Consider the following 22,215-nt stretch of genomic DNA (forward strand, 5'->3'; position numbering starts at 1 on the left):
AGAAGCAGCGTGATGCCGGCGGGGCCCGCGCGGTGAGGGCGGATGACGCACTCGGAGTGTGACCGTGTTTACAGAAGGGCTGGTGTGACGGGCCGGGCGCGGGTGCTCAGTCGTCCAGCGGGCCCGCCGGGGACGGGATGCCTGATGCCGGGCCCGCGGCGGCTATGCGCCGCAGGATGTCGGGCCGCATGATCAGCATCGTGCGGCGGCCCGTGACCACGGCCCCCTTGTCCCGCAACTCTCTGAGCAGCCGCTGGACCATCTCCCGGGACGCCCCGACCGACCCGGCCAGCTCCTGCTTGCTGAGCGGCACGGACAGTTCGATGCCCTCGGGGGTGCGGCGGCCGTGGGTGCGGGTCAGGTCGAGGAGCAGCACGGCGAAGCGCTCCCGCACGCTCATCGACGCGAACTCCAGCCGGCGCCGGTCGGCCGCGCGGGTGCGGTCCGCGGTGAGGCCGAGGAGGGCGAAGGAGACGGCGGGGGAGCGGCCCAGGAACTCCTTGAAGCGGTCCCGCTCCACCGCCAGCGCCCGCACCGGCTCCAGCGCGGTCACCGTCGCCGACCGCAGGCGTCCGGTCAGCGCGGCCGACTCGCCGACGATGTCGCCGGGGCCGCGCAGGGCCAGCAGGGCCTCGTAGCCGTTGGCGGCGGAGGCGGTCACCTTCGTCCAGCCGTACACGAGGAAGAGCACGTGCGCGGAGGGCTCGTGCTGGCGGACCAGAACCATGCGGGGGGTGAAGTCCAGCGGCCGGCCGAGGGCCAGCAGCGCCGAGCGTTCCTCGGCCTCCAGCCGGGCCAGGAACGGCACCCGGTCGTCCAGGCCACCGTCGTCCGGCGTGTAGGCGGGAGTCCCCGTGGTCATTTACATCCCCCGATGTCCGGCAGTTGACGGATCAACGTACTGAAAGCGAAGAGTCGCGGAGAGTGAAAGAGCGCAAACCGGCCACGAGCGGGGGACAGGACCCCCAGATATGCCGGATTTCACCGCCCGGGCCGCCACGTACCGTCGACAAAGGCACGTAATGGCGCATCATGGAGGAACCTCGGGGGTTCGGGAGGTGCTCCGTGTCGCAGTCGTCGTGGCCGCCCTGGGAGGGCGAGGGTGAGTCGCCGGGCAGCGGTGTGCCGGGTGACGGGCAGGACAGAGGCGCTCCACGGCAGGGGCCCGAGGCCTCCGGTGCGAGGCCGTGGTCCGGCAGGGACGTCCCGGCCACCCGCCCGTGGTCCGACGCGCACGCCCCCGTCGCACACCCCTGGCCCGGATACGCCGCCCCGCAGCCGGCCTCCTCCGCCATGCTCGCCTCCCACGCCGACCGTGAGCGGGCCGTCGACGTGCTGCGCGCCGGGTACGGCGAGGGGCGGCTGGAGAAGGGGGAGTTCGACAAGCGGGTGGAGCGGGCCTACGGCGCGCGGACCGTGGGGGAGCTGGCGCTGCTCGTGTCCGATCTGCCGCTCGGGCCGGTGCCGCAGCCGGCGCCCTTCACCGCCGTACCGCGGACGTTCCTGCCCGCCCCGCGGCCGCGGGCGAACGGGAAGGCGGTCGGAGCCGCGGTGTGCGGGCTGCTGTGCGTGCCGACCTTCGGGTTCACCGGGATTCCGGCCGTGATCCTCGGGCACACGGCGCGGACCGAGATCGAGCGGACCGGGGAGAGCGGTGACGGGCTCGCGCTGACCGGGCTGGTGTTCGGCTGGCTGTCGATCGCCGCGTGGTCGGTCCTGCTGACGCTGCTGGTCGCCGTGGGGCTCGCCTCCGGGTGAGCGCCGGGAGGGGCCGCTCCCACGTGTGCACCATGTGAAATCGAAGATCGTCCACGGCGTAGGGGCTTGACATCGGCCGCCCCTCGATGGTGTCGCCGTCCATCTGTTTTGACCGCAGCGAATGAGCTGGGTACGCTCAGACCTTGTGCCTGGGGTGTGCCCTGGCTCCCGTGCGTGCCTTGAACCGCACTAGGGGGGCCGTGAGCGGCCACCGTAATCTGCGCCCTTTTCGCCTTGCGGCGGGAGTCCGCCGGATTCGACACACCCGACCGCGTGGGTCGGAGCGTGTTTCAGGTTAGCTTCACCATTCGGCACACAGAAACCGGAGAAGTAGTGCCTACGATCCAGCAGCTGGTCCGCAAGGGCCGGCAGGACAAGGTCGAGAAGAACAAGACGCCCGCACTCGAGGGTTCCCCTCAGCGTCGGGGCGTCTGCACGCGTGTGTTCACGACCACCCCGAAGAAGCCGAACTCGGCCCTGCGTAAGGTCGCGCGTGTGCGTCTGACCAGCGGGATCGAGGTCACTGCTTACATTCCGGGTGAGGGACACAACCTGCAGGAGCACTCCATCGTGCTCGTGCGCGGCGGCCGTGTGAAGGACCTGCCCGGTGTTCGCTACAAGATCATCCGCGGTTCGCTCGACACCCAGGGTGTCAAGAACCGCAAGCAGGCCCGCAGCCGCTACGGCGCCAAGAAGGAGAAGTAAGAATGCCTCGTAAGGGCCCCGCCCCGAAGCGCCCGGTCATCATCGACCCGGTCTACGGTTCTCCTCTTGTCACCTCCCTGATCAACAAGGTGCTGCTGAACGGCAAGCGCTCCACCGCCGAGCGCATCGTGTACGGCGCCATGGAGGGCCTGCGCGAGAAGACCAGCAACGACCCGGTCATCACGCTCAAGCGCGCGCTCGAGAACATCAAGCCCACCCTTGAGGTCAAGTCCCGCCGTGTCGGTGGCGCCACCTACCAGGTGCCGGTCGAGGTCAAGCCCGGCCGCGCCAACACGCTGGCGCTGCGCTGGCTGGTCGGTTACTCCCGCGCCCGTCGCGAGAAGACCATGACCGAGCGTCTGCTCAACGAGCTTCTCGACGCTTCGAACGGCCTCGGTGCGGCCGTCAAGAAGCGCGAGGACACGCACAAGATGGCCGAGTCCAACAAGGCCTTCGCGCACTACCGCTGGTAGTCGCAGACCCCATCGAGACCGAGAGAAGACTGAAGCCTTATGGCTACCACTTCGCTTGACCTGGCCAGGGTCCGCAACATCGGGATCATGGCCCACATCGACGCGGGCAAGACGACCACCACCGAGCGGATCCTGTTCTACACCGGCGTTTCGTACAAGATCGGTGAGGTCCACGACGGCGCCGCCACCATGGACTGGATGGAGCAGGAGCAGGAGCGTGGCATCACGATCACCTCTGCTGCCACCACCTGTCACTGGCCGCTTGAGGGCGTCGACCACACCATCAACATCATCGACACCCCGGGTCACGTCGACTTCACCGTCGAGGTGGAGCGTTCGCTCCGCGTTCTCGACGGCGCCGTGACGGTGTTCGACGGCGTCGCCGGCGTGGAGCCGCAGTCCGAGACGGTGTGGCGTCAGGCCGACCGTTACGGCGTGCCCCGTATCTGCTTCGTCAACAAGCTGGACCGTACCGGCGCCGAGTTCCACCGCTGCGTGGACATGATCTCGGACCGCCTGGGCGCCCAGCCGCTCGTCATGCAGCTGCCGATCGGCGCCGAGGCCGACTTCAAGGGTGTCGTCGACCTCGTCACCATGAAGGCGCTCGTGTGGTCCGCCGAGGCGGCCAAGGGCGAGATGTACGACACCGTCGACATCCCGGCCACGCACACCGAGGCTGCCGAGGAGTACCGCGGCAAGCTCATCGAGGCCGTGGCGGAGAACGACGAAGAGATCATGGAGCTGTACCTGGAGGGCGAGGAGCCTTCCGTGGAGCAGCTGTACGCCGCGATCCGTCGTATCACCATCGCGTCCGGCAAGTCGAAGGACACCACGGTCACCCCGGTGTTCTGTGGCACCGCGTTCAAGAACAAGGGCGTCCAGCCCCTGCTCGACGCGGTCGTGCGCTACCTGCCGACCCCGCTCGACGTCGAGGCCATCGAGGGCCACGACGTGAAGGACCCCGAGCTGGTCGTCAAGCGCAAGCCGTCCGACGAGGAGCCGCTGTCCGCGCTGGCGTTCAAGATCATGAGCGACCCGCACCTCGGCAAGCTCACCTTCGTCCGGATCTACTCCGGTCGCCTGGAGTCCGGCACCGCGGTGCTGAACTCGGTCAAGGGCAAGAAGGAGCGCATCGGCAAGATCTACCGCATGCACGCGAACAAGCGTGAGGAGATCGAGTCGGTGGGCGCCGGCGACATCGTCGCCGTCATGGGCCTGAAGCAGACCACCACCGGTGAGACGCTGTCCGACGACAAGCAGCCGGTGATCCTGGAGTCCATGGACTTCCCGGCGCCGGTCATCCAGGTCGCCATCGAGCCCAAGTCCAAGGGTGACCAGGAGAAGCTGGGTGTTGCCATCCAGCGTCTCGCGGAGGAGGACCCCTCCTTCCAGGTCCACTCGGACGAGGAGACCGGCCAGACCATCATCGGTGGTATGGGCGAGCTGCACCTCGAGGTGCTGGTCGACCGTATGCGCCGTGAGTTCAAGGTCGAGGCCAACGTCGGCAAGCCGCAGGTCGCCTACCGTGAGACGATCCGCAAGGCCGTCGAGCGCGTGGACTACACCCACAAGAAGCAGACCGGTGGTACCGGTCAGTTCGCCAAGGTGCAGATCGCGATCGAGCCCATCGAGGGCGGCGACGCCTCGTACGAGTTCGTGAACAAGGTGACCGGTGGCCGTATCCCGAAGGAGTACATCCCTTCGGTGGACGCCGGTGCGCAGGAGGCCATGCAGTTCGGCATCCTCGCCGGGTACGAGATGACGGGCGTCCGCGTCACGCTTCTCGACGGTGCCTACCACGAGGTCGACTCCTCCGAGCTCGCGTTCAAGATCGCCGGCTCGCAGGCCTTCAAGGAGGCCGCGCGCAAGGCGTCCCCCGTGCTGCTCGAGCCGATGATGGCCGTCGAGGTCACCACGCCCGAGGACTACATGGGTGAGGTCATCGGCGACATCAACTCCCGCCGTGGTCAGATCCAGGCCATGGAGGAGCGGGCCGGTGCCCGCGTCGTGAAGGGCCTCGTGCCCCTCTCGGAGATGTTCGGCTACGTCGGAGACCTCCGCAGCAAGACGTCGGGTCGCGCAAGCTACTCGATGCAGTTCGACTCCTACGCCGAGGTTCCGCGGAACGTCGCCGAGGAGATCATCGCGAAGGCCAAGGGCGAGTAACGCACCGCGTTCGCACGCTTTAGGCTTGACTCCGGAGCCCGGAGGGGCATTCACCCGCGTTTGTGGGAGAGTGCCCCCGGGCCGAGGCTTTCCAGCAAAGATCACCTGGCGCCGATGAAGCAAGGCGTTCAGAACCACTCCACAGGAGGACCCCGTGGCGAAGGCGAAGTTCGAGCGGACTAAGCCCCACGTCAACATCGGCACCATCGGTCACATCGACCACGGTAAGACGACCCTCACGGCCGCCATTACCAAGGTGCTGCACGACGCGTACCCCGACCTGAACGAGGCCTCGGCGTTCGACCAGATCGACAAGGCTCCCGAGGAGCGCCAGCGCGGTATCACCATCTCGATCGCGCACGTCGAGTACCAGACCGAGACGCGTCACTACGCCCACGTCGACTGCCCCGGTCACGCGGACTACATCAAGAACATGATCACGGGTGCGGCGCAGATGGACGGCGCCATCCTCGTGGTCGCCGCCACCGACGGCCCGATGCCGCAGACCAAGGAGCACGTGCTCCTGGCCCGCCAGGTCGGCGTTCCCTACATCGTCGTCGCCCTGAACAAGGCCGACATGGTGGACGACGAGGAGATCCTGGAGCTCGTCGAGCTCGAGGTGCGTGAGCTCCTCTCCGAGTACGAGTTCCCGGGCGACGACGTTCCCGTCGTCAAGGTCTCGGCGCTCAAGGCGCTCGAGGGCGACAAGGAGTGGGGCCAGTCGGTCCTGGACCTGATGGCCGCCGTCGACGAGGCGATCCCGCAGCCCGAGCGTGACGTCGACAAGCCGTTCCTGATGCCGATCGAGGACGTCTTCACGATCACCGGTCGTGGCACCGTCGTCACCGGTCGTATCGAGCGTGGTGTCCTCAAGGTCAACGAGACCGTCGACATCATCGGCATCAAGACCGAGAAGACCACCACCACGGTCACCGGCATCGAGATGTTCCGCAAGCTGCTCGACGAGGGCCAGGCCGGTGAGAACGTCGGTCTGCTCCTCCGTGGCATCAAGCGCGAGGACGTCGAGCGCGGCCAGGTCATCATCAAGCCGGGTTCGGTCACGCCGCACACCCAGTTCGAGGCCCAGGCCTACATCCTCTCCAAGGACGAGGGTGGCCGCCACACGCCGTTCTTCAACAACTACCGTCCGCAGTTCTACTTCCGTACGACGGACGTGACCGGCGTCGTGACCCTCCCCGAGGGCACCGAGATGGTCATGCCGGGTGACAACACCGAGATGAAGGTGGAGCTCATCCAGCCCGTCGCCATGGAAGAGGGCCTGAAGTTCGCCATCCGTGAGGGTGGCCGGACGGTCGGCGCCGGCCAGGTCACCAAGATCACCGCCTGATCTTGTTCTGACCCGGTAGGTCTCCGAGACCCGTAGGTCTCAGAAGGGGCCCGTACGACTTCGGTCGTGCGGGCCCTTTCGCCTGTCCGGCCGCAGATGCCGGCCGGTCTCAGATGTGGGCGCGGATCTGCCGCACGGGGTGGCCGAGAACCTCCCCGATCGCGCTCAACTCCCGCTCGTCGAACGGCTCCCGGTCCGGATTCCACACGGCGATCTCGAACCGGGCGAACCCGCAGGGCCAGTCGTAGTCCAGGGCGTCCAGCGAGGTTCCCGCCCCACAGCAGGGGACCATCACGGCGAGGGTGGCGAACCCGTCGTCGGCGTGGGCCTCGATCAGATCCCGGTACCACTCGGGGTCGATCGCCGCCCCGCAGGCCGGACAGCCGATCTTCATCAGGTTCTCGCCGCAGTCGACGGCGGTGACCGTGTCGTACCAGTCGGCGTCGATCTCGCTGTCGAACCCGCCGTCGTCCTCGGGGGCGAGGCGGGTCACGAGCGCCGTGGCACGGTCGCCGGCATCGCGGTCGGGCTGCCAGTGCGGGTCGGTCGGGATGACCGAGTAGACGGTGTCACTCATGACCGAGATCATCGGGGCGTACGTGGCGTCGCGGCAAGACGTCAAGTGAAGCCTCGGGGAACTCTTCGCAGCGGTCCGGCGAGGTTTGCGGCAACTCCCCGCCGCGGTGCGAGGAATGTTCTTGTCTGGCCGCTGTGGGGTGGTTGTGAGGGTCGTAGCCTGAAGCGTCCGGTGGCCACTCCCGGCCCGGGATTCCCTCGTGAGGACGGACGGACACGCAGGTGTCGATGCAGGATGCGGAGCGCAGAAGGTCGATACCGCGAAGGGTCGTCGGCGGCCTGCAGCAGCCGCTTCCGCCCCTCACCGTGCCCGCCCCGCCGGGCCGGCCCGCACCCGCCGCCCGGCACGCCGCCGTACGCGACCGCGCCGGCCGTCGGCTGTACGCCATCGACGGCATCCGGCTCCTCGCCGCCCTGATGGTCGCCGTGCACCACTACGCCGGCACCAACCGCGTCGACCGGCCCGGCAACCGCATCTGGGACCGCCCGGTCTCCGACATCATGCCGACGGTGTTCCGGTTCGCCTCCTACGGCTGGATCGGCGTCGAGATCTTCTTCGTGATCAGCGGCTTCGTGATCTGCATGTCCTGCTGGGGCCGTACCCCACGGCAGTTCTTCACCTCCCGGGTGATCCGGCTGTACCCGGCGTACTGGTTCGCCATCGTCTTCACCACGGCCGTCCTGGTCGCCCTGCCGGGCGTGTGGGACCGCCTGCGCACCCGTGACGTCCTCCTCAACTTCACGATGCTCCAGTCCGGTTCGGGCGTCATGAACGTCGACGGCGTCTACTGGACCCTCTGGTCCGAGCTCCGCTTCTACCTCCTCTTCCTGGTGGTGGTCTGGAGCGGCCTGACCTACCGCAAGGTCGTCGTCTTCTGCTGTGTGTGGGGCGCCGCGGCCATGCTCGCCCCGATCGCCAAGCTCCCCCTGCTGGCACTGGTCGCGAACCCGGAGGGCGCCTGGTACTTCATCGCGGGCCTCTCCCTCTACCTGATGCACCGCTTCGGCCAGGACCTGCTGCTGTGGGGGATCCTCGCGATGGCCTGGCTGATGGGCCAGCGCGAACTGGGCATCCGGATCGACGAGGTCGAGCATGTGTCGGGGTGGCGGGGGAGCGTGGCGATCTTCACCGTGTTCCTGCTCGCCATGGTCGCCATCGCCCTCGGCGCCACGGACCGCGTCCGCTGGAAGTGGCTGGTGACCGCGGGGGCCCTGACGTACCCCCTCTATCTCATGCACTACGCGGCGGGTACGGCGGTCATCAACCGCCTGCGCGACACGATGGACGCCCGCCTCCTGGTCGTCTCCGTCATCGCCGGCTTCATGCTGCTGAGCTGGCTGGTGCACCGGTTCGTGGAGCGGCCGGTGGCACGGCTGCTGAAGCGGGGCCTGGACACGTCGTTCGCGCGGCTGCGGAACGCGAGCGCCTGAACGTCCGTACGACGACCGTGCTTTCTGAGTACGAACGCTCATGCGGCCATGCGTGGCGGGGCGTTGTGATGGACCCATGCCGGACCTCACGCTCGACGACGACCGCGCCACCGGCGCCTGGGTCGCCCCGCTGCTCTCGACGCTCCTCACCGTGCCCGCGTGTCTGCTGGCCTACTTCTTCGGCGGCTTCTCGGCGATGGCCTGCGACTCCTGCACGGCCCCCGAGGCCGACCGCTTCGACTCGAGCTTCGGCATCGCCTTCCCGGTGCTGCTCGCGGGCCTGGGCATCGCCCTGTTCCTGCTGGCGGCGGGCTGGGCCCTGCCGTGGGAACGCCGCAACACGGCCCGCCGGGTGGGGCTTGCCCTGGCGGCACCGGTGCTGGTGCCGGTCGTGTACGGGGTGTTCGCGGTGCTGGTGGACTGGCCGTGACCCATGTGGGAGTCATGCACAGGTCATGAGATAGTCTGCCGCTTCTTTTCCGCACCGCGAAAGAGGTGGTAATGACCACTGGCAGACGTACGGCCACCGGGGTCGCGCTCGTGGGGGCGCTGGCCCTCATCCTCCTGAACGCCCCGGCGGCCCAGGCCGGTGACACCGGCATCACGGTGTCGGACATCGTGATCAACGGCGGCAAGCCGATCGTCGTGGGCACCTCGAAGGTGGTGGAGCCGTCCCTCACCTTCAAGATCACCCTGCCGTCCGGGTACAGCACGAGCGACCCGTCCCGGTACGACGCGAACCCCTTCCTCTACCGGGGCGCCCTGCCGCAGGACCTGGCCGCTTCCATGGAGAACTACATCGGGCCCGGCGGCTACACCTGCTACGAGCAGAGCGACCGGAAGGCCGAGTGCGAGGGGTCCCTGTACATCGACCCCGACCGGAGCCATGACGAGGTCGACTCCAACGCCGACGCCACCACCTGGAAGACCGGCGTCTCCCTGCTCCTGTTCAAGGCCAACGGCAACCTCGCGGCCCACGAACGGGAGACCCGGTCCCTGACGGTCCGGCTCAAGCGGGCGGCGAAGGTCACCGTGGACGCCGCTCCGGAACCGGTGGTCAAGGGCAAGCGGATCACCGTCACGGGCAAGCTGACCCGGGCGGACTGGGCGACCAAGAAGTACGGCGGCTACGGCGGCCGTTCGGTCAGCCTCCAGTTCCGCGCGACGGGCACCAGCGCCTTCGTCACGGTCAAGAAGGTCACGACGAGCAGCACCGGCGCCCTGAAGACCACGGTCACCGCCTCGAAGGACGGGACGTGGCGCTGGTCGTACGGCGGCAACGACACGACGGGCGCCGCGACGAGCGGCGGGGACCACGTGGACGTGCGCTGACACCAGGGGGAGCGCTGACCGGCCCCTGCTCAGTCCGGGGCCGCGTCGACGATCAGGCCGCGCATGCGCCGAGCCGCCGCGGACGGCTTCCCGTGTCGGGCTTGTGTTTGACCTGCGTCACTCTCGGGGTATTGTCTCCGGCTCGATTGGCCAGGCCCCTGCCCCGTATGGCAGACTAGCGGGGTTGCTCGGTCGAGTGTTGATGCTGCGCGCCTCCCGCCGGGAGGACCGGAAGCGAGTCCCACAGTACTCGTCGTTCCAACTGCCGTAAGGCAGCGCTGGGACGGACGTACGGGAATCTTTCGGGAAGTGTCAGTGCGGCGCCGACCAGGCACCCGGTGAACCTCTTTCTCAGGCAAAAGATGTTCGAACAAGGGACATCTGTGTCAGTGAGGGTGCGACACACCCGACCGCGTGGGTCGGCGGAAGTCAAGGGAACACCGGGTTCCAGAGCTATAGAGAGACAGGACTAACGAGTAGCCATGGCGGGACAGAAGATCCGCATCCGGCTCAAGGCCTACGACCACGAGGTCATCGACTCCTCGGCGAAGAAGATCGTCGAGACGGTGACGCGCACTGGTGCGTCGGTCGCAGGCCCGGTGCCGCTGCCCACTGAGAAGAACGTGTACTGCGTCATCAAGTCGCCGCACAAGTACAAGGACTCGCGCGAGCACTTCGAGATGCGCACGCACAAGCGCCTGATCGACATCCTCGACCCGACCCCCAAGACCGTTGACTCTCTGATGCGACTCGACCTCCCGGCCGGTGTCGACATCGAGATCAAGCTCTGAGGCCGGTGATCTGAACGATGGCTAAGCAGATCAAGGGCATCCTGGGCGAGAAGCTCGGCATGACGCAGGTGTGGGACGAGAACAACCGTGTTGTTCCGGTCACCGTCGTCAAGGCCGGCCCCAATGTCGTGACCCAGGTCCGTACGAACGACGTCGACGGCTACGAGTCCGTCCAGATCGCGTTCGGCGAGATCGACCCGCGCAAGGTGAACAAGCCCCTCAAGGGCCACTTCGCCAAGGCCGACGTCACTCCCCGCCGCCACCTCGTCGAGATCCGTACCGCTGACGCCAGCGAGTACACCCTCGGCCAGGAGATCACCGCTGAGGTGTTCGAGGCCGGCATCAAGGTCGACGTGACCGGCAAGAGCAAGGGCAAGGGCTTCGCCGGTGTCATGAAGCGTCACAACTTCAAGGGCCTCGGCGCCGGTCACGGCACCCAGCGCAAGCACCGCTCTCCCGGTTCCATCGGTGGCTGCGCCACCCCGGGCCGCGTGTTCAAGGGCCTCCGCATGGCGGGTCGCATGGGCAACGAGCGGGTCACCACCCAGAACCTGACCGTTCACGCCGTTGACGCGGAGAAGGGCCTGCTGCTCATCAAGGGCGCGGTTCCTGGTCCGAACGGCGGCCTCGTCCTGGTCCGCACCGCGGCCAAGGGGGCCTGAGGACTATGAGCACCATTGACATTCTGTCGCCCTCCGGCGACACCGCCGGGACCGTAGAGCTCCCGGCCGAGATCTTCGACGTCGAGAAGGTCAGCATCCCGCTGATCCACCAGGTCGTCGTCGCGCAGCTGGCCGCCGCCCGTCAGGGCACGCACAAGGTCAAGACGCGTGGCGAGGTCCGTGGTGGCGGCAAGAAGCCGTACCGCCAGAAGGGCACCGGCCGCGCCCGCCAGGGTTCGACCCGTGCGCCGCAGTTCGCCGGCGGTGGCGTCGTCCACGGCCCCGTGCCGCGTGACTACTCGCAGCGGACCCCGAAGAAGATGAAGGCCGCGGCCCTGCGCCACGCCCTCACCGACCGGGCCCGCCACAACCGCATCCACGTCGTCTCCGGCGTCGTCGAGGGTGAGAACCCGTCGACGAAGGCCGCCAAGACGCTGTTCGGCAAGATCTCGGAGCGCAAGAACCTGCTCCTGGTCGTCGACCGCGCCGACGAGGCCGCGTGGCTGTCCGCCCGCAACCTGCCCCAGGTCCACATCCTGGAGCCGGGCCAGCTGAACACGTACGACGTTCTCGTCTCGGACGACGTGGTCTTCACCCAGGCCGCCTTCGAGTCCTTCGTGTCCGGCCCGAAGGCCAACGACACCGAAGGGAGCGAGGCCTGATGGCTACGCGTCACCCGAGCATCGCCTCCAAGGCTGCGAAGGCCGCCAAGGCCGCGCGCGTCGCCAAGGCGCGCCGCCACGCCGCCGAGGGCAAGAACACCGTCGTCACGCCGGCGAGCAAGGCCTTCACGGACCCCCGTGACGTCCTGCTGAAGCCGGTCGTGTCCGAGAAGAGCTACGCGCTTCTCGACGAGGGCAAGTACACGTTCATCGTGGCCCCCGGCGCCAACAAGACCCAGATCAAGCAGGCCGTCCAGGCGGTCTTCTCGGTCAAGGTCACCGGGGTGAACACGATCAACCGCCAGGGCAAGCGCAAGCGGACCCGCACCGGCTTCGGCAAGCGTGCCGACAGCAAGCGCGCGATCGTGACCCTTGCCGAGGGCGACCGTATCGACATCTTCGGCGGTCCGTCCGCGTAAGCGGGTCGGATCGTCCGATATCGGACGAGGACTGAGAAATGGGAATCCGCAAGTACAAGCCGACTACGCCGGGCCGTCGTGGCTCCAGCGTCGCCGACTTCGTCGAGGTCACGCGGTCCACGCCGGAGAAGTCGCTGGTCCGCCCGCTGCACAGCAAGGGCGGCCGTAACAACGCCGGTCGTGTGACCGTTCGCCACCAGGGTGGCGGACACAAGCGCGCCTACCGTGTCATCGACTTCCGTCGCCATGACAAGGACGGCGTGCCGGCGAAGGTCGCGCACATCGAGTACGACCCCAACCGCACCGCGCGCATCGCGCTGCTGCACTACGCGGACGGCGAGAAGCGCTACATCCTCGCCCCGCGCAACCTGCAGCAGGGTGACCGCGTCGAGAACGGTCCCGGGGCCGACATCAAGCCGGGCAACAACCTGGCGCTCCGCAACATCCCGGTCGGTACCACGATCCACGCGATCGAGCTCCGTCCCGGTGGCGGCGCCAAGTTCGCCCGCTCCGCCGGTGCCTCCGTGCAGCTGCTGGCGAAGGAGGGCACGATGGCCCACCTTCGTATGCCCTCCGGTGAGATCCGCCTGGTCGACCAGCGCTGCCGCGCCACGGTCGGCGAGGTCGGCAACGCCGAGCAGAGCAACATCAACTGGGGTAAGGCCGGCCGCAAGCGCTGGCTGGGCGTCCGCCCGACCGTTCGCGGTGTGGCGATGAACCCGGTTGACCACCCCCACGGTGGTGGTGAGGGCAAGACCTCCGGTGGTCGCCACCCGGTCAGCCCCTGGGGTCAGAAGGAGGGTCGTACTCGTTCGCCGAAGAAGGCTTCGAACAAGTACATCGTCCGCCGCCGCAAGACGAACAAGAAGCGCTAGGAGCGGGTTTAGATGCCGCGCAGTCTCAAGAAGGGGCCCTTCGTCGACGACCACCTGATCAAGAAGGTGGACGCCCAGAACGAAGCCGGTTCCAAGAACGTCATCAAGACCTGGTCCCGTCGCTCGATGATCGTCCCGGCCATGCTCGGCCACACGATCGCGGTGCACAACGGCAAGACCCACATCCCGGTGTTCGTCACCGAGTCGATGGTCGGCCACAAGCTCGGCGAGTTCTCGCCGACGCGCACCTTCCGGGGTCACGTCAAGGACGACCGGAAGTCGAAGCGCCGCTAAACGCGGATCGCATTCAGACACGTAAGTAACTGAGAGGGACAACCATGGAAGCCAGGGCCCAGGCGCGGTACATCCGCGTTACGCCCATGAAGGCCCGCCGCGTGGTGGACCTTATCCGTGGCATGGACGCCACGGAGGCTCAGGCGGTCCTGCGATTCGCTCCGCAGGCCGCCTCCGTGCCCGTCGGCAAGGTGCTCGACAGCGCCATCGCCAACGCCGCGCACAACTACGACCACACCGACGCCGACAGCCTCTTCATCTCCGAGGCGTACGTCGACGAGGGCCCGACCCTGAAGCGGTTCCGGCCGCGCGCCCAGGGCCGTGCCTACCGGATCCGCAAGCGGACCAGCCACATCACCGTGGTCGTCAGCAGCAAGGAAGGAACCCGGTAATGGGCCAGAAGGTTAACCCGCATGGGTTCCGGCTCGGTGTCACCACGGACTTCAAGTCCCGGTGGTACGCCGACAAGCTGTACAAGGACTACGTCAAGGAAGACGTCGCCATCCGTCGGATGATGACGTCCGGCATGGAGCGCGCCGGCATCTCGAAGGTGGAGATCGAGCGCACCCGTGACCGTGTGCGTGTGGACATCCACACCGCTCGTCCGGGCATCGTGATCGGCCGCCGTGGCGCCGAGGCCGACCGCATCCGCGGTGACCTCGAGAAGCTCACGGGCAAGCAGGTCCAGCTGAACATCCTCGAGGTCAAGAACCCCGAGACCGACGCTCAGCTGGTTGCCCAGGCCGTCGCCGAGCAGCTCTCCTCCCGCGTCTCCTTCCGCCGCGCCATGCGCAAGAGCATGCAGTCGGCGATGAAGGCCGGCGCCAAGGGCATCAAGATCCAGTGCGGTGGCCGCCTCGGCGGCGCCGAGATGTCCCGCTCGGAGTTCTACCGCGAGGGCCGTGTGCCCCTGCACACGCTCCGCGCGAACGTGGACTACGGCTTCTTCGAGGCCAAGACGACCTTCGGCCGCATCGGTGTGAAGGTCTGGATCTACAAGGGCGATGTCAAGAACATCGCCGAGGTCCGCGCTGAGAACGCTGCCGCCCGTGCGGGTAACCGCCCGGCCCGCGGTGGCGGCGGCGCCGACCGCCCGGCCCGTGGTGGCCGTGGTGGCGGCGGCGAGCGGCGCGGTCGTAAGCCGCAGCAGGCTGCCGGCGCCGAGGCCCCCAAGGCCGAGGCTCCCGCTGCCGCCGCTCCGGCTGAGAGCACCGGAACGGAGGCCTGACCGACATGCTGATCCCCCGTAGGGTCAAGCACCGCAAGCAGCACCACCCGAAGCGCCGTGGTCAGGCCAAGGGCGGTACGACGGTCGCGTTCGGCGAGTACGGCATTCAGGCCCTCACGCCGGCGTACGTGACCAACCGCCAGATCGAGGCGGCCCGTATCGCGATGACCCGCCACATCAAGCGTGGCGGCAAGGTCTGGATCAACATCTACCCGGACCGCCCGCTCACGAAGAAGCCTGCCGAGACCCGCATGGGTTCCGGTAAGGGTTCGCCGGAGTGGTGGATCGCGAACGTGCACCCGGGCCGGGTCATGTTCGAGCTGTCCTACCCCAACGAGAAGATCGCCCGTGAGGCGCTTACTCGCGCAGCCCACAAGCTGCCGATGAAGTGCCGGATCGTCAAGCGCGAGGCAGGTGAAGCGTGATGTCGGCCGGTACCAAGGCGTCCGAGCTGCGCGAACTGGGTGACGAGGAGCTGCTGAACAAGCTCCGCGAAGCCAAGGAAGAGCTGTTCAACCTCCGCTTCCAGGCGGCGACCGGTCAGCTCGAGAACCACGGTCGGCTCAAGGCCGTCCGTAAGGACATCGCGCGGATCTACACCCTGATGCGTGAGCGCGAGCTGGGCATCGAGACGGTGGAGAGCGCCTGATGAGTGAGAGCAACGTGACTGAGCAGACTGCAGAGGCCCGCGGCTTCCGCAAGACCCGTGAGGGTCTCGTCGTCAGCGACAAGATGGACAAGACCGTCGTCGTCGCCGTCGAGGACCGCGTCAAGCACGCGCTGTACGGCAAGGTCATCCGCCGTACCAACAAGCTCAAGGCGCACGACGAGCAGAACGCTGCCGGCGTCGGCGACCGGGTCCTCCTCGCGGAGACCCGCCCGCTGTCGGCGACCAAGCGCTGGCGCGTCGTCGAGATCCTCGAGAAGGCCAAGTAATTTCCTGCGAGGCACCCCTCGCAGGACAGTTCCGCCAGGCTCCGGGGGCCGTTCCTGAACGGCCCCCGGGGAACCGGCAGACAAACAGGAGATAGACGTGATCCAGCAGGAGTCGCGACTGCGTGTCGCCGACAACACTGGTGCGAAGGAGATCCTTTGCATCCGTGTGCTCGGTGGCTCCGGTCGCCGCTACGCGGGCATCGGTGACGTCATCGTCGCCACCGTCAAGGACGCGATCCCCGGTGGCAACGTGAAGAAGGGTGACGTCGTCAAGGCGGTCATCGTTCGCACCGTCAAGGAGCGCCGCCGTCCGGACGGCTCGTACATCCGCTTCGACGAGAACGCCGCCGTCATTCTGAAGAACGACGGCGACCCTCGCGGCACCCGTATCTTCGGCCCCGTCGGCCGTGAGCTGCGCGAGAAGAAGTTCATGAAGATCATCTCGCTCGCGCCGGAGGTGCTGTAAGCATGAAGATCAAGAAGGGCGACCTGGTCCAGGTCATCACCGGTAAGGACAAGGGCAAGCAGGGCAAGGTCATCGCGGCCTTCCCCCGCGAGGACCGCGTCCTGGTCGAGGGTGTCAACCGGGTCAAGAAGCACACCAAGGCCGGCCCGACCGCTCGCGGTTCGCAGGCCGGTGGCATCGTCACGACCGAGGCGCCGATCCACGTCTCCAACGTCCAGCTGGTCGTTGAGAAGGACGGCAACAAGGTCGTCACGCGTGTCGGTTACCGCTTCGACGACGAGGGCAACAAGATCCGCGTTGCCAAGCGGACGGGTGAGGACATCTGATGGCTACCACCACGACTCCGCGTCTCAAGACGAAGTACCGCGAGGAGATCGCGGGCAAGCTGCGTGACGAGTTCAAGTACGAGAACGTCATGCAGATCCCCGGCCTCGTCAAGATCGTGGTCAACATGGGTGTGGGCGACGCCGCCCGCGACTCCAAGCTGATCGACGGCGCGATCCGCGACCTCACCACGATCACCGGTCAGAAGCCGGCCGTCACCAAGGCCCGTAAGTCCATCGCGCAGTTCAAGCTGCGTGAGGGCCAGCCGATCGGTGCCCACGTCACGCTCCGTGGCGACCGCATGTGGGAGTTCCTGGACCGCACCCTGTCGCTCGCGCTGCCGCGCATCCGCGACTTCCGTGGTCTGTCCCCCAAGCAGTTCGACGGCCGTGGCAACTACACCTTCGGTCTCACCGAGCAGGTCATGTTCCACGAGATCGACCAGGACAAGATCGACCGTACCCGGGGCATGGACATCACCGTGGTGACCACGGCGACCAACGACGCTGAGGGCCGCGCGCTCCTTCGTCACCTCGGCTTCCCCTTCAAGGAGGCGTGAGCGAGATGGCGAAGAAGGCTCTGATCGCGAAGGCTGCTCGCAAGCCCAAGTTCGGCGTGCGTGGCTACACGCGCTGCCAGCGCTGCGGCCGTCCCCACTCCGTGTACCGCAAGTTCGGCCTGTGCCGCGTGTGCCTTCGTGAGATGGCTCACCGTGGCGAGCTGCCGGGCGTGACCAAGAGCTCCTGGTAATCCCCTACTTGGGGATTCCCGAAGCTCTCGGTAAGTAAAGGGCAGTGTCAGGTGCCCACCCCTCCATGGCTTAGGCTAGGAGGGTTGGGCGCCTGGACGCCCATACGACTTACTACGCCGTAGGTCCACCGCACCGCACCCGCCTCGTCTCGGATCGAGGAGAGGGATGGGCACCTGGAAACCCCGGCGAGAGAGGCCGAAGGCCAATTCATGACCATGACTGATCCGATCGCAGACATGCTTACGCGTCTGCGGAACGCGAACTCGGCATACCACGACTCCGTGACGATGCCGGCGTCCAAGATCAAGTCTCACATCGCGGAGATCCTCCAGCAGGAGGGCTTCATCACGGGCTGGAAGGTCGAGGACGCCGAGGTCGGCAAGAACCTCGTTCTCGAGCTGAAGTTCGGCCCGAACCGTGAGCGCTCCATCGCGGGCATCAAGCGGATCTCCAAGCCCGGTCTCCGGGTGTACGCGAAGTCCACCAACCTGCCGAAGGTGCTGGGCGGCCTGGGCGTGGCGATCATCTCCACGTCGCACGGGCTCCTCACCGACAAGCAGGCCGGCAAGAAGGGCGTAGGCGGAGAAGTTCTCGCCTACGTCTGGTAGCGGAAAGGAATCGGAGGAAACAGCTATGTCGCGTATTGGCAAGCTCCCCATCACGGTTCCCGCCGGCGTGGACGTCACCATCGACGGCCGTACGGTGTCGGTGAAGGGCCCCAAGGGCACCCTCTCGCACACCATCGCTGCGCCGATCGACATCGCCAAGGGTGAGGACGGCGTTCTCAACGTCACCCGCCCCAACGACGAGCGTCAGAACAAGGCCCTGCACGGCCTGTCCCGCACGCTGGTGGCGAACATGATCACCGGCGTGACCCAGGGTTACGTGAAGAAGCTCGAGATCAGCGGTGTCGGTTACCGCGTGCAGGCCAAGGGTTCGAACCTCGAGTTCGCTCTCGGCTACAGCCACCCGATCACCGTCGAGGCCCCCGAGGGCATCACCTTCAAGGTGGAGGCCCCCACCCGGTTCTCGGTCGAGGGCATCGACAAGCAGAAGGTCGGCGAGGTTGCGGCCAACATCCGCAAGCTGCGCAAGCCCGACCCGTACAAGGCCAAGGGTGTCAAGTACGAGGGCGAAGTCATCCGCCGCAAGGTCGGAAAGGCGGGTAAGTAAGCCATGGCATACGGACAGAAGATCCTGAAGGGCGACGCCTACAAGCGCGCCGCGATCAAGCGCCGTCACATCCGGATCCGCAAGCGGCTCTCCGGTACGGCGGAGCGTCCCCGTCTGGTCGTTACCCGCTCCAACCGCCACATCGTGGCCCAGGTGATCGACGACATCAAGGGTCACACCCTGGCGTCGGCGTCCACCCTGGACACCACGGTGCGCGGTGGCGAGGGCGACAAGTCGGCGCAGGCCAAGCAGGTCGGTGCCCTGGTCGCCGAGCGCGCCAAGGCCGCCGGTGTCGAGGCTGTCGTGTTCGACCGTGGTGGCAACCAGTACGCCGGGCGCATCGCCGCCCTGGCGGACGCCGCCCGCGAAGCCGGCTTGAAGTTCTGAGCCGTTCGTAGCTAGCGGAAAAAGAGAGAGGTAATTCCAATGGCTGGACCCCAGCGCCGCGGTGGCGGTGCCGGTGGCGGCGAGCGGCGGGACCGGAAGGGCCGTGACGGCGGCGCTGCTGCCGCCGAGAAGACCGCGTACGTTGAGCGCGTTGTCGCGATCAACCGCGTCGCCAAGGTTGTGAAGGGTGGTCGTCGCTTCAGCTTCACTGCGCTCGTCGTAGTGGGCGACGGTGACGGCACCGTGGGTGTCGGTTACGGCAAGGCCAAGGAGGTGCCGGCCGCCATCGCCAAGGGTGTTGAGGAGGCCAAGAAGCACTTCTTCAAGGTCCCCCGTATCCAGGGCACCATCCCGCACCCGATCACGGGTGAGAAGGCTGCCGGCGTCGTGCTCCTCAAGCCGGCTTCGCCGGGTACCGGTGTTATCGCCGGTGGTCCCGTGCGTGCCGTCCTGGAGTGCGCCGGTATCCACGACGTGCTGTCGAAGTCGCTCGGCTCGTCGAACGCGATCAACATCGTGCACGCGACCGTGGAGGCCCTGAAGGGCCTGCAGCGTCCCGAGGAGATCGCGGCCCGCCGCGGTCTGCCCCTCGAGGACGTCGCTCCCGCGGCTCTGCTCCGTGCGCGTGCCGGGGCTGGTGCTGCGTAATGGCTCAGCTCAAGATCACGCAGACGAAGTCGTACATCGGCAGCAAGCAGAACCACCGTGACACCCTGCGTTCCCTTGGTCTCAAGGGCATCAACACGCAGGTCGTCAAGGAGGACCGCCCCGAGTTCCGCGGCATGGTGCACACCGTCCGCCACCTCGTGACGGTCGAGGAGGTCGACTGATCATGGCGGAGAACAACCCGCTCAAGATCCACAACCTCCGTCCCGCCCCGGGCGCCAAGACCGCCAAGACCCGTGTGGGTCGTGGTGAGGCGTCGAAGGGTAAGACGGCCGGTCGTGGTACCAAGGGTACGAAGGCCCGTTACCAGGTTCCGGAGCGCTTCGAGGGTGGCCAGATGCCCCTCCACATGCGTCTTCCGAAGCTGAAGGGCTTCAAGAACCCGTTCAAGACCGAGTTCCAGGTCGTGAACCTCGACAAGCTGGCCGCGCTCTACCCCGAGGGTGGCGAGGTCACCGTCGAGGGTCTGGTGGCCAAGGGTGCCGTTCGCAAGAACAGCCTCGTCAAGGTCCTCGGCCAGGGCGAGATCTCCGTGGCGCTGCAGGTGACGGTCGACGCCGTCTCCGGCTCCGCCAAGGAGAAGATCACCGCCGCCGGCGGCACGGTCACCGAGCTCGTCTGAGCACGATGACCTGAAGCAGTACCCACCGGGGATACCTCACAACGAGGTATCCCCGGTTGGTCGTTCCACGGCAGGCGGCGGCCCGGGTAAGGTGGCCTGCACTGCTTTCCCACATATTCGTCGAACCTCAAGACCGTCACCCTTGACGCAGTAGCGCGGGGGTCGCAGGAGGCACCGTGCTCACCGCGTTCGCCCGGGCGTTCAAGACGCCCGACCTGCGCAAGAAGCTGCTCTTCACGCTCGCCATCATCGTGGTGTACCGGGTGGGTACCCACATCCCGATCCCTGGCGTCGACTACAAGTCCGTCCAGGAGTGTGTGGACCAGGCGTCCGGCAACACGGGACTCTTCGGTCTGGTCAACATGTTCAGCGGCGGCGCGCTGCTGCAGATCACCATCTTCGCGCTCGGCATCATGCCGTACATCACGGCGAGCATCATTCTGCAGCTGCTGACCGTGGTGATCCCCCGCCTGGAAGCCCTCAAGAAGGAGGGCCAGGCCGGTACGGCGAAGATCACGCAGTACACCCGTTACCTCACGGTGGCGCTGGCCATCCTGCAGGGCACCGGCCTGGTGGCCACCGCCCGTAGCGGCGCCCTCTTCTCCGGCTGCACCGTCGCGTCGAGCATCGTCCCCGACCGGGCGATCTTCACCACGATCGTCATGGTCATCACGATGACCGCCGGTACGGCCGTCGTCATGTGGCTCGGTGAGCTCATCACCGACCGCGGCATCGGCAACGGCATGTCGATCCTGATGTTCATCTCGATCGCCGCCACCTTCCCGTCCGCGCTGTGGGCCATCAAGAAGCAGGGCACCCTGGCCGGCGGCTGGATCGAGTTCGGCACCGTCATCGCGGTCGGCCTGGTCATGGTCGGCCTGGTGGTCTTCGTCGAGCAGGCCCAGCGCCGTATCCCCGTGCAGTACGCGAAGCGCATGATCGGCCGTCGTTCCTACGGCGGTACGTCGACGTACATCCCGCTGAAGGTCAACCAGGCCGGTGTGATTCCCGTCATCTTCGCGTCGTCGCTGCTCTACATCCCGGCTCTGATCGCGCAGTTCTCGAACAGCAACTCGGGCTGGAAGACGTGGATCCAGGCCAACCTCGTCAAGGGTGACCACCCGATCTACATCACCCTCTACTTCTTGCTCATCGTTTTCTTCGCGTTCTTCTATGTGGCGATCTCCTTCAACCCCGAGGAAGTCGCCGACAACATGAAGAAGTATGGTGGCTTCATCCCGGGCATCCGGGCTGGCCGACCGACCGCTGAGTACCTGAGCTACGTACTCAACCGGATCACCTGGCCGGGTTCGCTGTACTTGGGTCTGATCGCTCTTGTGCCAACGATGGCGTTGGTCGGCTTCGGGGCAAGCCAGAACTTCCCGTTCGGCGGGACCAGCATCCTGATCATCGTGGGTGTGGGTCTCGAGACGGTGAAGCAGATCGAGAGCCAGCTCCAGCAGCGCAATTACGAAGGGTTCCTCCGCTGATGCGTATCGTCCTCGTCGGGCCGCCGGGTGCCGGTAAGGGAACGCAGGCCGCGTTCCTCGCCCAGAACCTGTCGATCCCGCACATCTCCACGGGCGACCTGTTCCGCGCCAACATCAGCCAGCAGACGGACCTCGGCAAGCTCGCGAAGTCCTACATGGACGCGGGCAACCTGGTTCCGGACGAGGTCACCATCGGGATGGCCAAGGACCGCATGGAGCAGCCGGACGCCGTGAACGGCTTCCTGCTCGACGGCTTCCCGCGGAACGTCTCGCAGGCCGAGTCGCTCGACGAGATGCTGCAGCACGAGGGCATGAAGCTGGACGCGGTGCTGGACCTCGAGGTACCCGAGGCGGAGGTCGTCAAGCGCATCGCCGGCCGCCGGATCTGCCGCAACGACTCCGCGCACGTCTTCCACGTCTCGTACAAGGCGCCGAAGCAGGACGGCGTGTGCGACGTCTGCGGCGGCGAGCTGTACCAGCGCGACGACGACTCCGAGGACACGGTGCGCAAGCGCCTGGAGGTCTACCACACCCAGACCGAGCCGATCATCGACTACTACAAGGCCCAGGGCCTGGTGGTCACGATCTCGGCGCTCGGCAAGGTGGAGGACGTCACCGGCCGCGCCATGGAGGCGCTCCAGCACGAGAACGACGCCGCCTAGCGGTTCCTCCGCAGCGGT

The 22,215-nt window shown here is 66.9% G+C and carries 33 protein-coding genes; 31 read left to right on the forward strand and 2 right to left on the reverse strand.

The genetic code is table 11. The features are described from left to right. Positions 1-106: 106 nt before the first annotated feature. The gene (locus ACFYZ8_RS42215; protein ID WP_359031376.1) at positions 107-862 is read right to left on the reverse strand and encodes a Crp/Fnr family transcriptional regulator; all 756 of its coding nucleotides are present in this window, start codon (positions 860-862) and stop codon (positions 107-109) included. Between the two features lie 203 nt (positions 863-1,065). On the opposite strand from ACFYZ8_RS42215, the gene ACFYZ8_RS42220 reads away from it, so the two are divergent. From ACFYZ8_RS42220 to tuf, 5 genes are all read left to right on the forward strand, one after another. Then, positions 1,066-1,758: a DUF1707 and DUF4190 domain-containing protein gene (locus tag ACFYZ8_RS42220; RefSeq protein ID WP_388541822.1), complete on the forward strand. Its 693-nt coding sequence runs from the start codon at positions 1,066-1,068 to the stop codon at positions 1,756-1,758. 333 nt (positions 1,759-2,091) lie between these two features. Beyond that, positions 2,092-2,463, forward strand: coding sequence for a 30S ribosomal protein S12 (rpsL, locus tag ACFYZ8_RS42225; protein ID WP_003948652.1), 372 nt, complete (start codon positions 2,092-2,094; stop codon positions 2,461-2,463). Positions 2,464-2,465: 2 nt separating this feature from the next. Further along, positions 2,466-2,936 carry a 30S ribosomal protein S7 gene (gene rpsG / locus ACFYZ8_RS42230; protein WP_007384059.1) on the forward strand — a complete coding sequence of 157 codons (471 nt, stop codon included), beginning with the start codon at positions 2,466-2,468 and terminating at the stop codon, positions 2,934-2,936. A 39-nt stretch (positions 2,937-2,975) separates the two neighbouring features. Continuing rightward, positions 2,976-5,102 carry an elongation factor G gene (gene fusA, locus ACFYZ8_RS42235; protein WP_359031373.1) on the forward strand — a complete coding sequence of 709 codons (2,127 nt, stop codon included), beginning with the start codon at positions 2,976-2,978 and terminating at the stop codon, positions 5,100-5,102. A gap of 154 nt (positions 5,103-5,256) precedes the next feature. Next, complete coding sequence (tuf, locus tag ACFYZ8_RS42240; protein WP_007384061.1) at positions 5,257-6,450, forward strand: elongation factor Tu; 1,194 nt, start codon at positions 5,257-5,259, stop codon at positions 6,448-6,450. Positions 6,451-6,559: 109 nt separating this feature from the next. Here tuf and ACFYZ8_RS42245 read toward each other — a convergent pair whose 3' ends face one another. Beyond that, on the reverse strand, positions 6,560-7,027 hold the full coding sequence (locus ACFYZ8_RS42245; protein ID WP_388541826.1) for a hypothetical protein: 468 nt from the start codon (positions 7,025-7,027) through the stop codon (positions 6,560-6,562). Positions 7,028-7,254: 227 nt separating this feature from the next. On the opposite strand from ACFYZ8_RS42245, the gene ACFYZ8_RS42250 reads away from it, so the two are divergent. From ACFYZ8_RS42250 to ACFYZ8_RS42375, 26 genes are all read left to right on the forward strand, one after another. After that, a complete protein-coding gene (locus ACFYZ8_RS42250) occupies positions 7,255-8,457 on the forward strand; it encodes an acyltransferase family protein (protein ID WP_388541968.1) in 1,203 nt (400 codons plus the stop codon). A 76-nt stretch (positions 8,458-8,533) separates the two neighbouring features. Beyond that, complete coding sequence (locus ACFYZ8_RS42255; protein WP_359031370.1) at positions 8,534-8,887, forward strand: hypothetical protein; 354 nt, start codon at positions 8,534-8,536, stop codon at positions 8,885-8,887. A 71-nt stretch (positions 8,888-8,958) separates the two neighbouring features. Continuing rightward, complete coding sequence (locus ACFYZ8_RS42260; RefSeq protein ID WP_388541829.1) at positions 8,959-9,789, forward strand: hypothetical protein; 831 nt, start codon at positions 8,959-8,961, stop codon at positions 9,787-9,789. Between the two features lie 482 nt (positions 9,790-10,271). Then, a complete protein-coding gene (rpsJ, locus tag ACFYZ8_RS42265; RefSeq protein ID WP_003948644.1) occupies positions 10,272-10,580 on the forward strand; it encodes a 30S ribosomal protein S10 in 309 nt (102 codons plus the stop codon). 17 nt (positions 10,581-10,597) lie between these two features. Beyond that, positions 10,598-11,242 carry a 50S ribosomal protein L3 gene (gene rplC / locus ACFYZ8_RS42270; protein ID WP_020135811.1) on the forward strand — a complete coding sequence of 215 codons (645 nt, stop codon included), beginning with the start codon at positions 10,598-10,600 and terminating at the stop codon, positions 11,240-11,242. A 5-nt stretch (positions 11,243-11,247) separates the two neighbouring features. Further along, a complete protein-coding gene (gene rplD, locus ACFYZ8_RS42275; protein WP_164423752.1) occupies positions 11,248-11,904 on the forward strand; it encodes a 50S ribosomal protein L4 in 657 nt (218 codons plus the stop codon). Next, entirely contained in the window at positions 11,904-12,323 is a 420-nt protein-coding gene (gene rplW, locus ACFYZ8_RS42280; protein WP_031040143.1) for a 50S ribosomal protein L23, read from the forward strand. The genes rplD and rplW overlap by 1 nt, the downstream gene beginning before the upstream one ends. 38 nt (positions 12,324-12,361) lie before the next feature. Next, positions 12,362-13,198 (forward strand): 50S ribosomal protein L2, encoded by an 837-nt coding sequence (gene rplB, locus ACFYZ8_RS42285; protein WP_007384068.1) that lies wholly within the window; start codon positions 12,362-12,364, stop codon positions 13,196-13,198. Positions 13,199-13,210: 12 nt separating this feature from the next. Then, positions 13,211-13,492, forward strand: a complete 282-nt coding sequence (gene rpsS / locus ACFYZ8_RS42290; RefSeq protein ID WP_007384069.1) for a 30S ribosomal protein S19 — start codon at positions 13,211-13,213, stop codon at positions 13,490-13,492. A 44-nt stretch (positions 13,493-13,536) separates the two neighbouring features. Further along, positions 13,537-13,884 (forward strand): 50S ribosomal protein L22, encoded by a 348-nt coding sequence (rplV, locus tag ACFYZ8_RS42295; protein ID WP_003974262.1) that lies wholly within the window; start codon positions 13,537-13,539, stop codon positions 13,882-13,884. Next, entirely contained in the window at positions 13,884-14,720 is an 837-nt protein-coding gene (gene rpsC / locus ACFYZ8_RS42300) for a 30S ribosomal protein S3 (protein ID WP_359031368.1), read from the forward strand. Before rplV ends, rpsC begins: the two co-directional genes overlap by 1 nt. Positions 14,721-14,725: 5 nt before the next feature. Then, a complete protein-coding gene (gene rplP / locus ACFYZ8_RS42305) occupies positions 14,726-15,145 on the forward strand; it encodes a 50S ribosomal protein L16 (RefSeq protein ID WP_004927269.1) in 420 nt (139 codons plus the stop codon). After that, positions 15,145-15,369 carry a 50S ribosomal protein L29 gene (gene rpmC / locus ACFYZ8_RS42310; RefSeq protein ID WP_005481220.1) on the forward strand — a complete coding sequence of 75 codons (225 nt, stop codon included), beginning with the start codon at positions 15,145-15,147 and terminating at the stop codon, positions 15,367-15,369. The genes rplP and rpmC overlap by 1 nt, the downstream gene beginning before the upstream one ends. Beyond that, positions 15,369-15,656, forward strand: coding sequence for a 30S ribosomal protein S17 (rpsQ, locus tag ACFYZ8_RS42315; RefSeq protein ID WP_007384073.1), 288 nt, complete (start codon positions 15,369-15,371; stop codon positions 15,654-15,656). Before rpmC ends, rpsQ begins: the two co-directional genes overlap by 1 nt. Positions 15,657-15,753: 97 nt before the next feature. Then, positions 15,754-16,122: a 50S ribosomal protein L14 gene (gene rplN / locus ACFYZ8_RS42320; protein WP_003998823.1), complete on the forward strand. Its 369-nt coding sequence runs from the start codon at positions 15,754-15,756 to the stop codon at positions 16,120-16,122. A gap of 2 nt (positions 16,123-16,124) precedes the next feature. Continuing rightward, positions 16,125-16,448, forward strand: coding sequence for a 50S ribosomal protein L24 (gene rplX, locus ACFYZ8_RS42325; RefSeq protein WP_003992365.1), 324 nt, complete (start codon positions 16,125-16,127; stop codon positions 16,446-16,448). Next, positions 16,448-17,005 carry a 50S ribosomal protein L5 gene (gene rplE, locus ACFYZ8_RS42330; protein WP_007384074.1) on the forward strand — a complete coding sequence of 186 codons (558 nt, stop codon included), beginning with the start codon at positions 16,448-16,450 and terminating at the stop codon, positions 17,003-17,005. Before rplX ends, rplE begins: the two co-directional genes overlap by 1 nt. A gap of 5 nt (positions 17,006-17,010) precedes the next feature. Continuing rightward, positions 17,011-17,196: a type Z 30S ribosomal protein S14 gene (locus tag ACFYZ8_RS42335; RefSeq protein ID WP_003948630.1), complete on the forward strand. Its 186-nt coding sequence runs from the start codon at positions 17,011-17,013 to the stop codon at positions 17,194-17,196. A gap of 210 nt (positions 17,197-17,406) precedes the next feature. Next, complete coding sequence (gene rpsH / locus ACFYZ8_RS42340) at positions 17,407-17,805, forward strand: 30S ribosomal protein S8 (RefSeq protein ID WP_007384075.1); 399 nt, start codon at positions 17,407-17,409, stop codon at positions 17,803-17,805. 25 nt (positions 17,806-17,830) lie between these two features. Then, complete coding sequence (gene rplF / locus ACFYZ8_RS42345; protein ID WP_359031366.1) at positions 17,831-18,370, forward strand: 50S ribosomal protein L6; 540 nt, start codon at positions 17,831-17,833, stop codon at positions 18,368-18,370. A gap of 3 nt (positions 18,371-18,373) precedes the next feature. Next, the gene (gene rplR / locus ACFYZ8_RS42350; protein WP_352389235.1) at positions 18,374-18,757 is read left to right on the forward strand and encodes a 50S ribosomal protein L18; all 384 of its coding nucleotides are present in this window, start codon (positions 18,374-18,376) and stop codon (positions 18,755-18,757) included. 39 nt (positions 18,758-18,796) lie between these two features. Next, positions 18,797-19,405 carry a 30S ribosomal protein S5 gene (rpsE, locus tag ACFYZ8_RS42355; RefSeq protein WP_030671799.1) on the forward strand — a complete coding sequence of 203 codons (609 nt, stop codon included), beginning with the start codon at positions 18,797-18,799 and terminating at the stop codon, positions 19,403-19,405. Then, positions 19,405-19,587, forward strand: coding sequence for a 50S ribosomal protein L30 (rpmD, locus tag ACFYZ8_RS42360; protein WP_005481207.1), 183 nt, complete (start codon positions 19,405-19,407; stop codon positions 19,585-19,587). The genes rpsE and rpmD overlap by 1 nt, the downstream gene beginning before the upstream one ends. 2 nt (positions 19,588-19,589) lie before the next feature. Continuing rightward, positions 19,590-20,045, forward strand: a complete 456-nt coding sequence (gene rplO, locus ACFYZ8_RS42365; RefSeq protein WP_003974249.1) for a 50S ribosomal protein L15 — start codon at positions 19,590-19,592, stop codon at positions 20,043-20,045. Between the two features lie 176 nt (positions 20,046-20,221). Further along, positions 20,222-21,535, forward strand: a complete 1,314-nt coding sequence (gene secY / locus ACFYZ8_RS42370) for a preprotein translocase subunit SecY (protein ID WP_359031365.1) — start codon at positions 20,222-20,224, stop codon at positions 21,533-21,535. Continuing rightward, entirely contained in the window at positions 21,535-22,197 is a 663-nt protein-coding gene (locus ACFYZ8_RS42375) for an adenylate kinase (protein ID WP_359031364.1), read from the forward strand. Before secY ends, ACFYZ8_RS42375 begins: the two co-directional genes overlap by 1 nt. The last annotated feature ends 18 nt before the right edge of the window (positions 22,198-22,215 follow it).

The sequence above is a fragment of the Streptomyces sp. NPDC001668 genome (assembly GCF_042893155.1).
Lineage (GTDB): Bacteria > Actinomycetota > Actinomycetes > Streptomycetales > Streptomycetaceae > Streptomyces.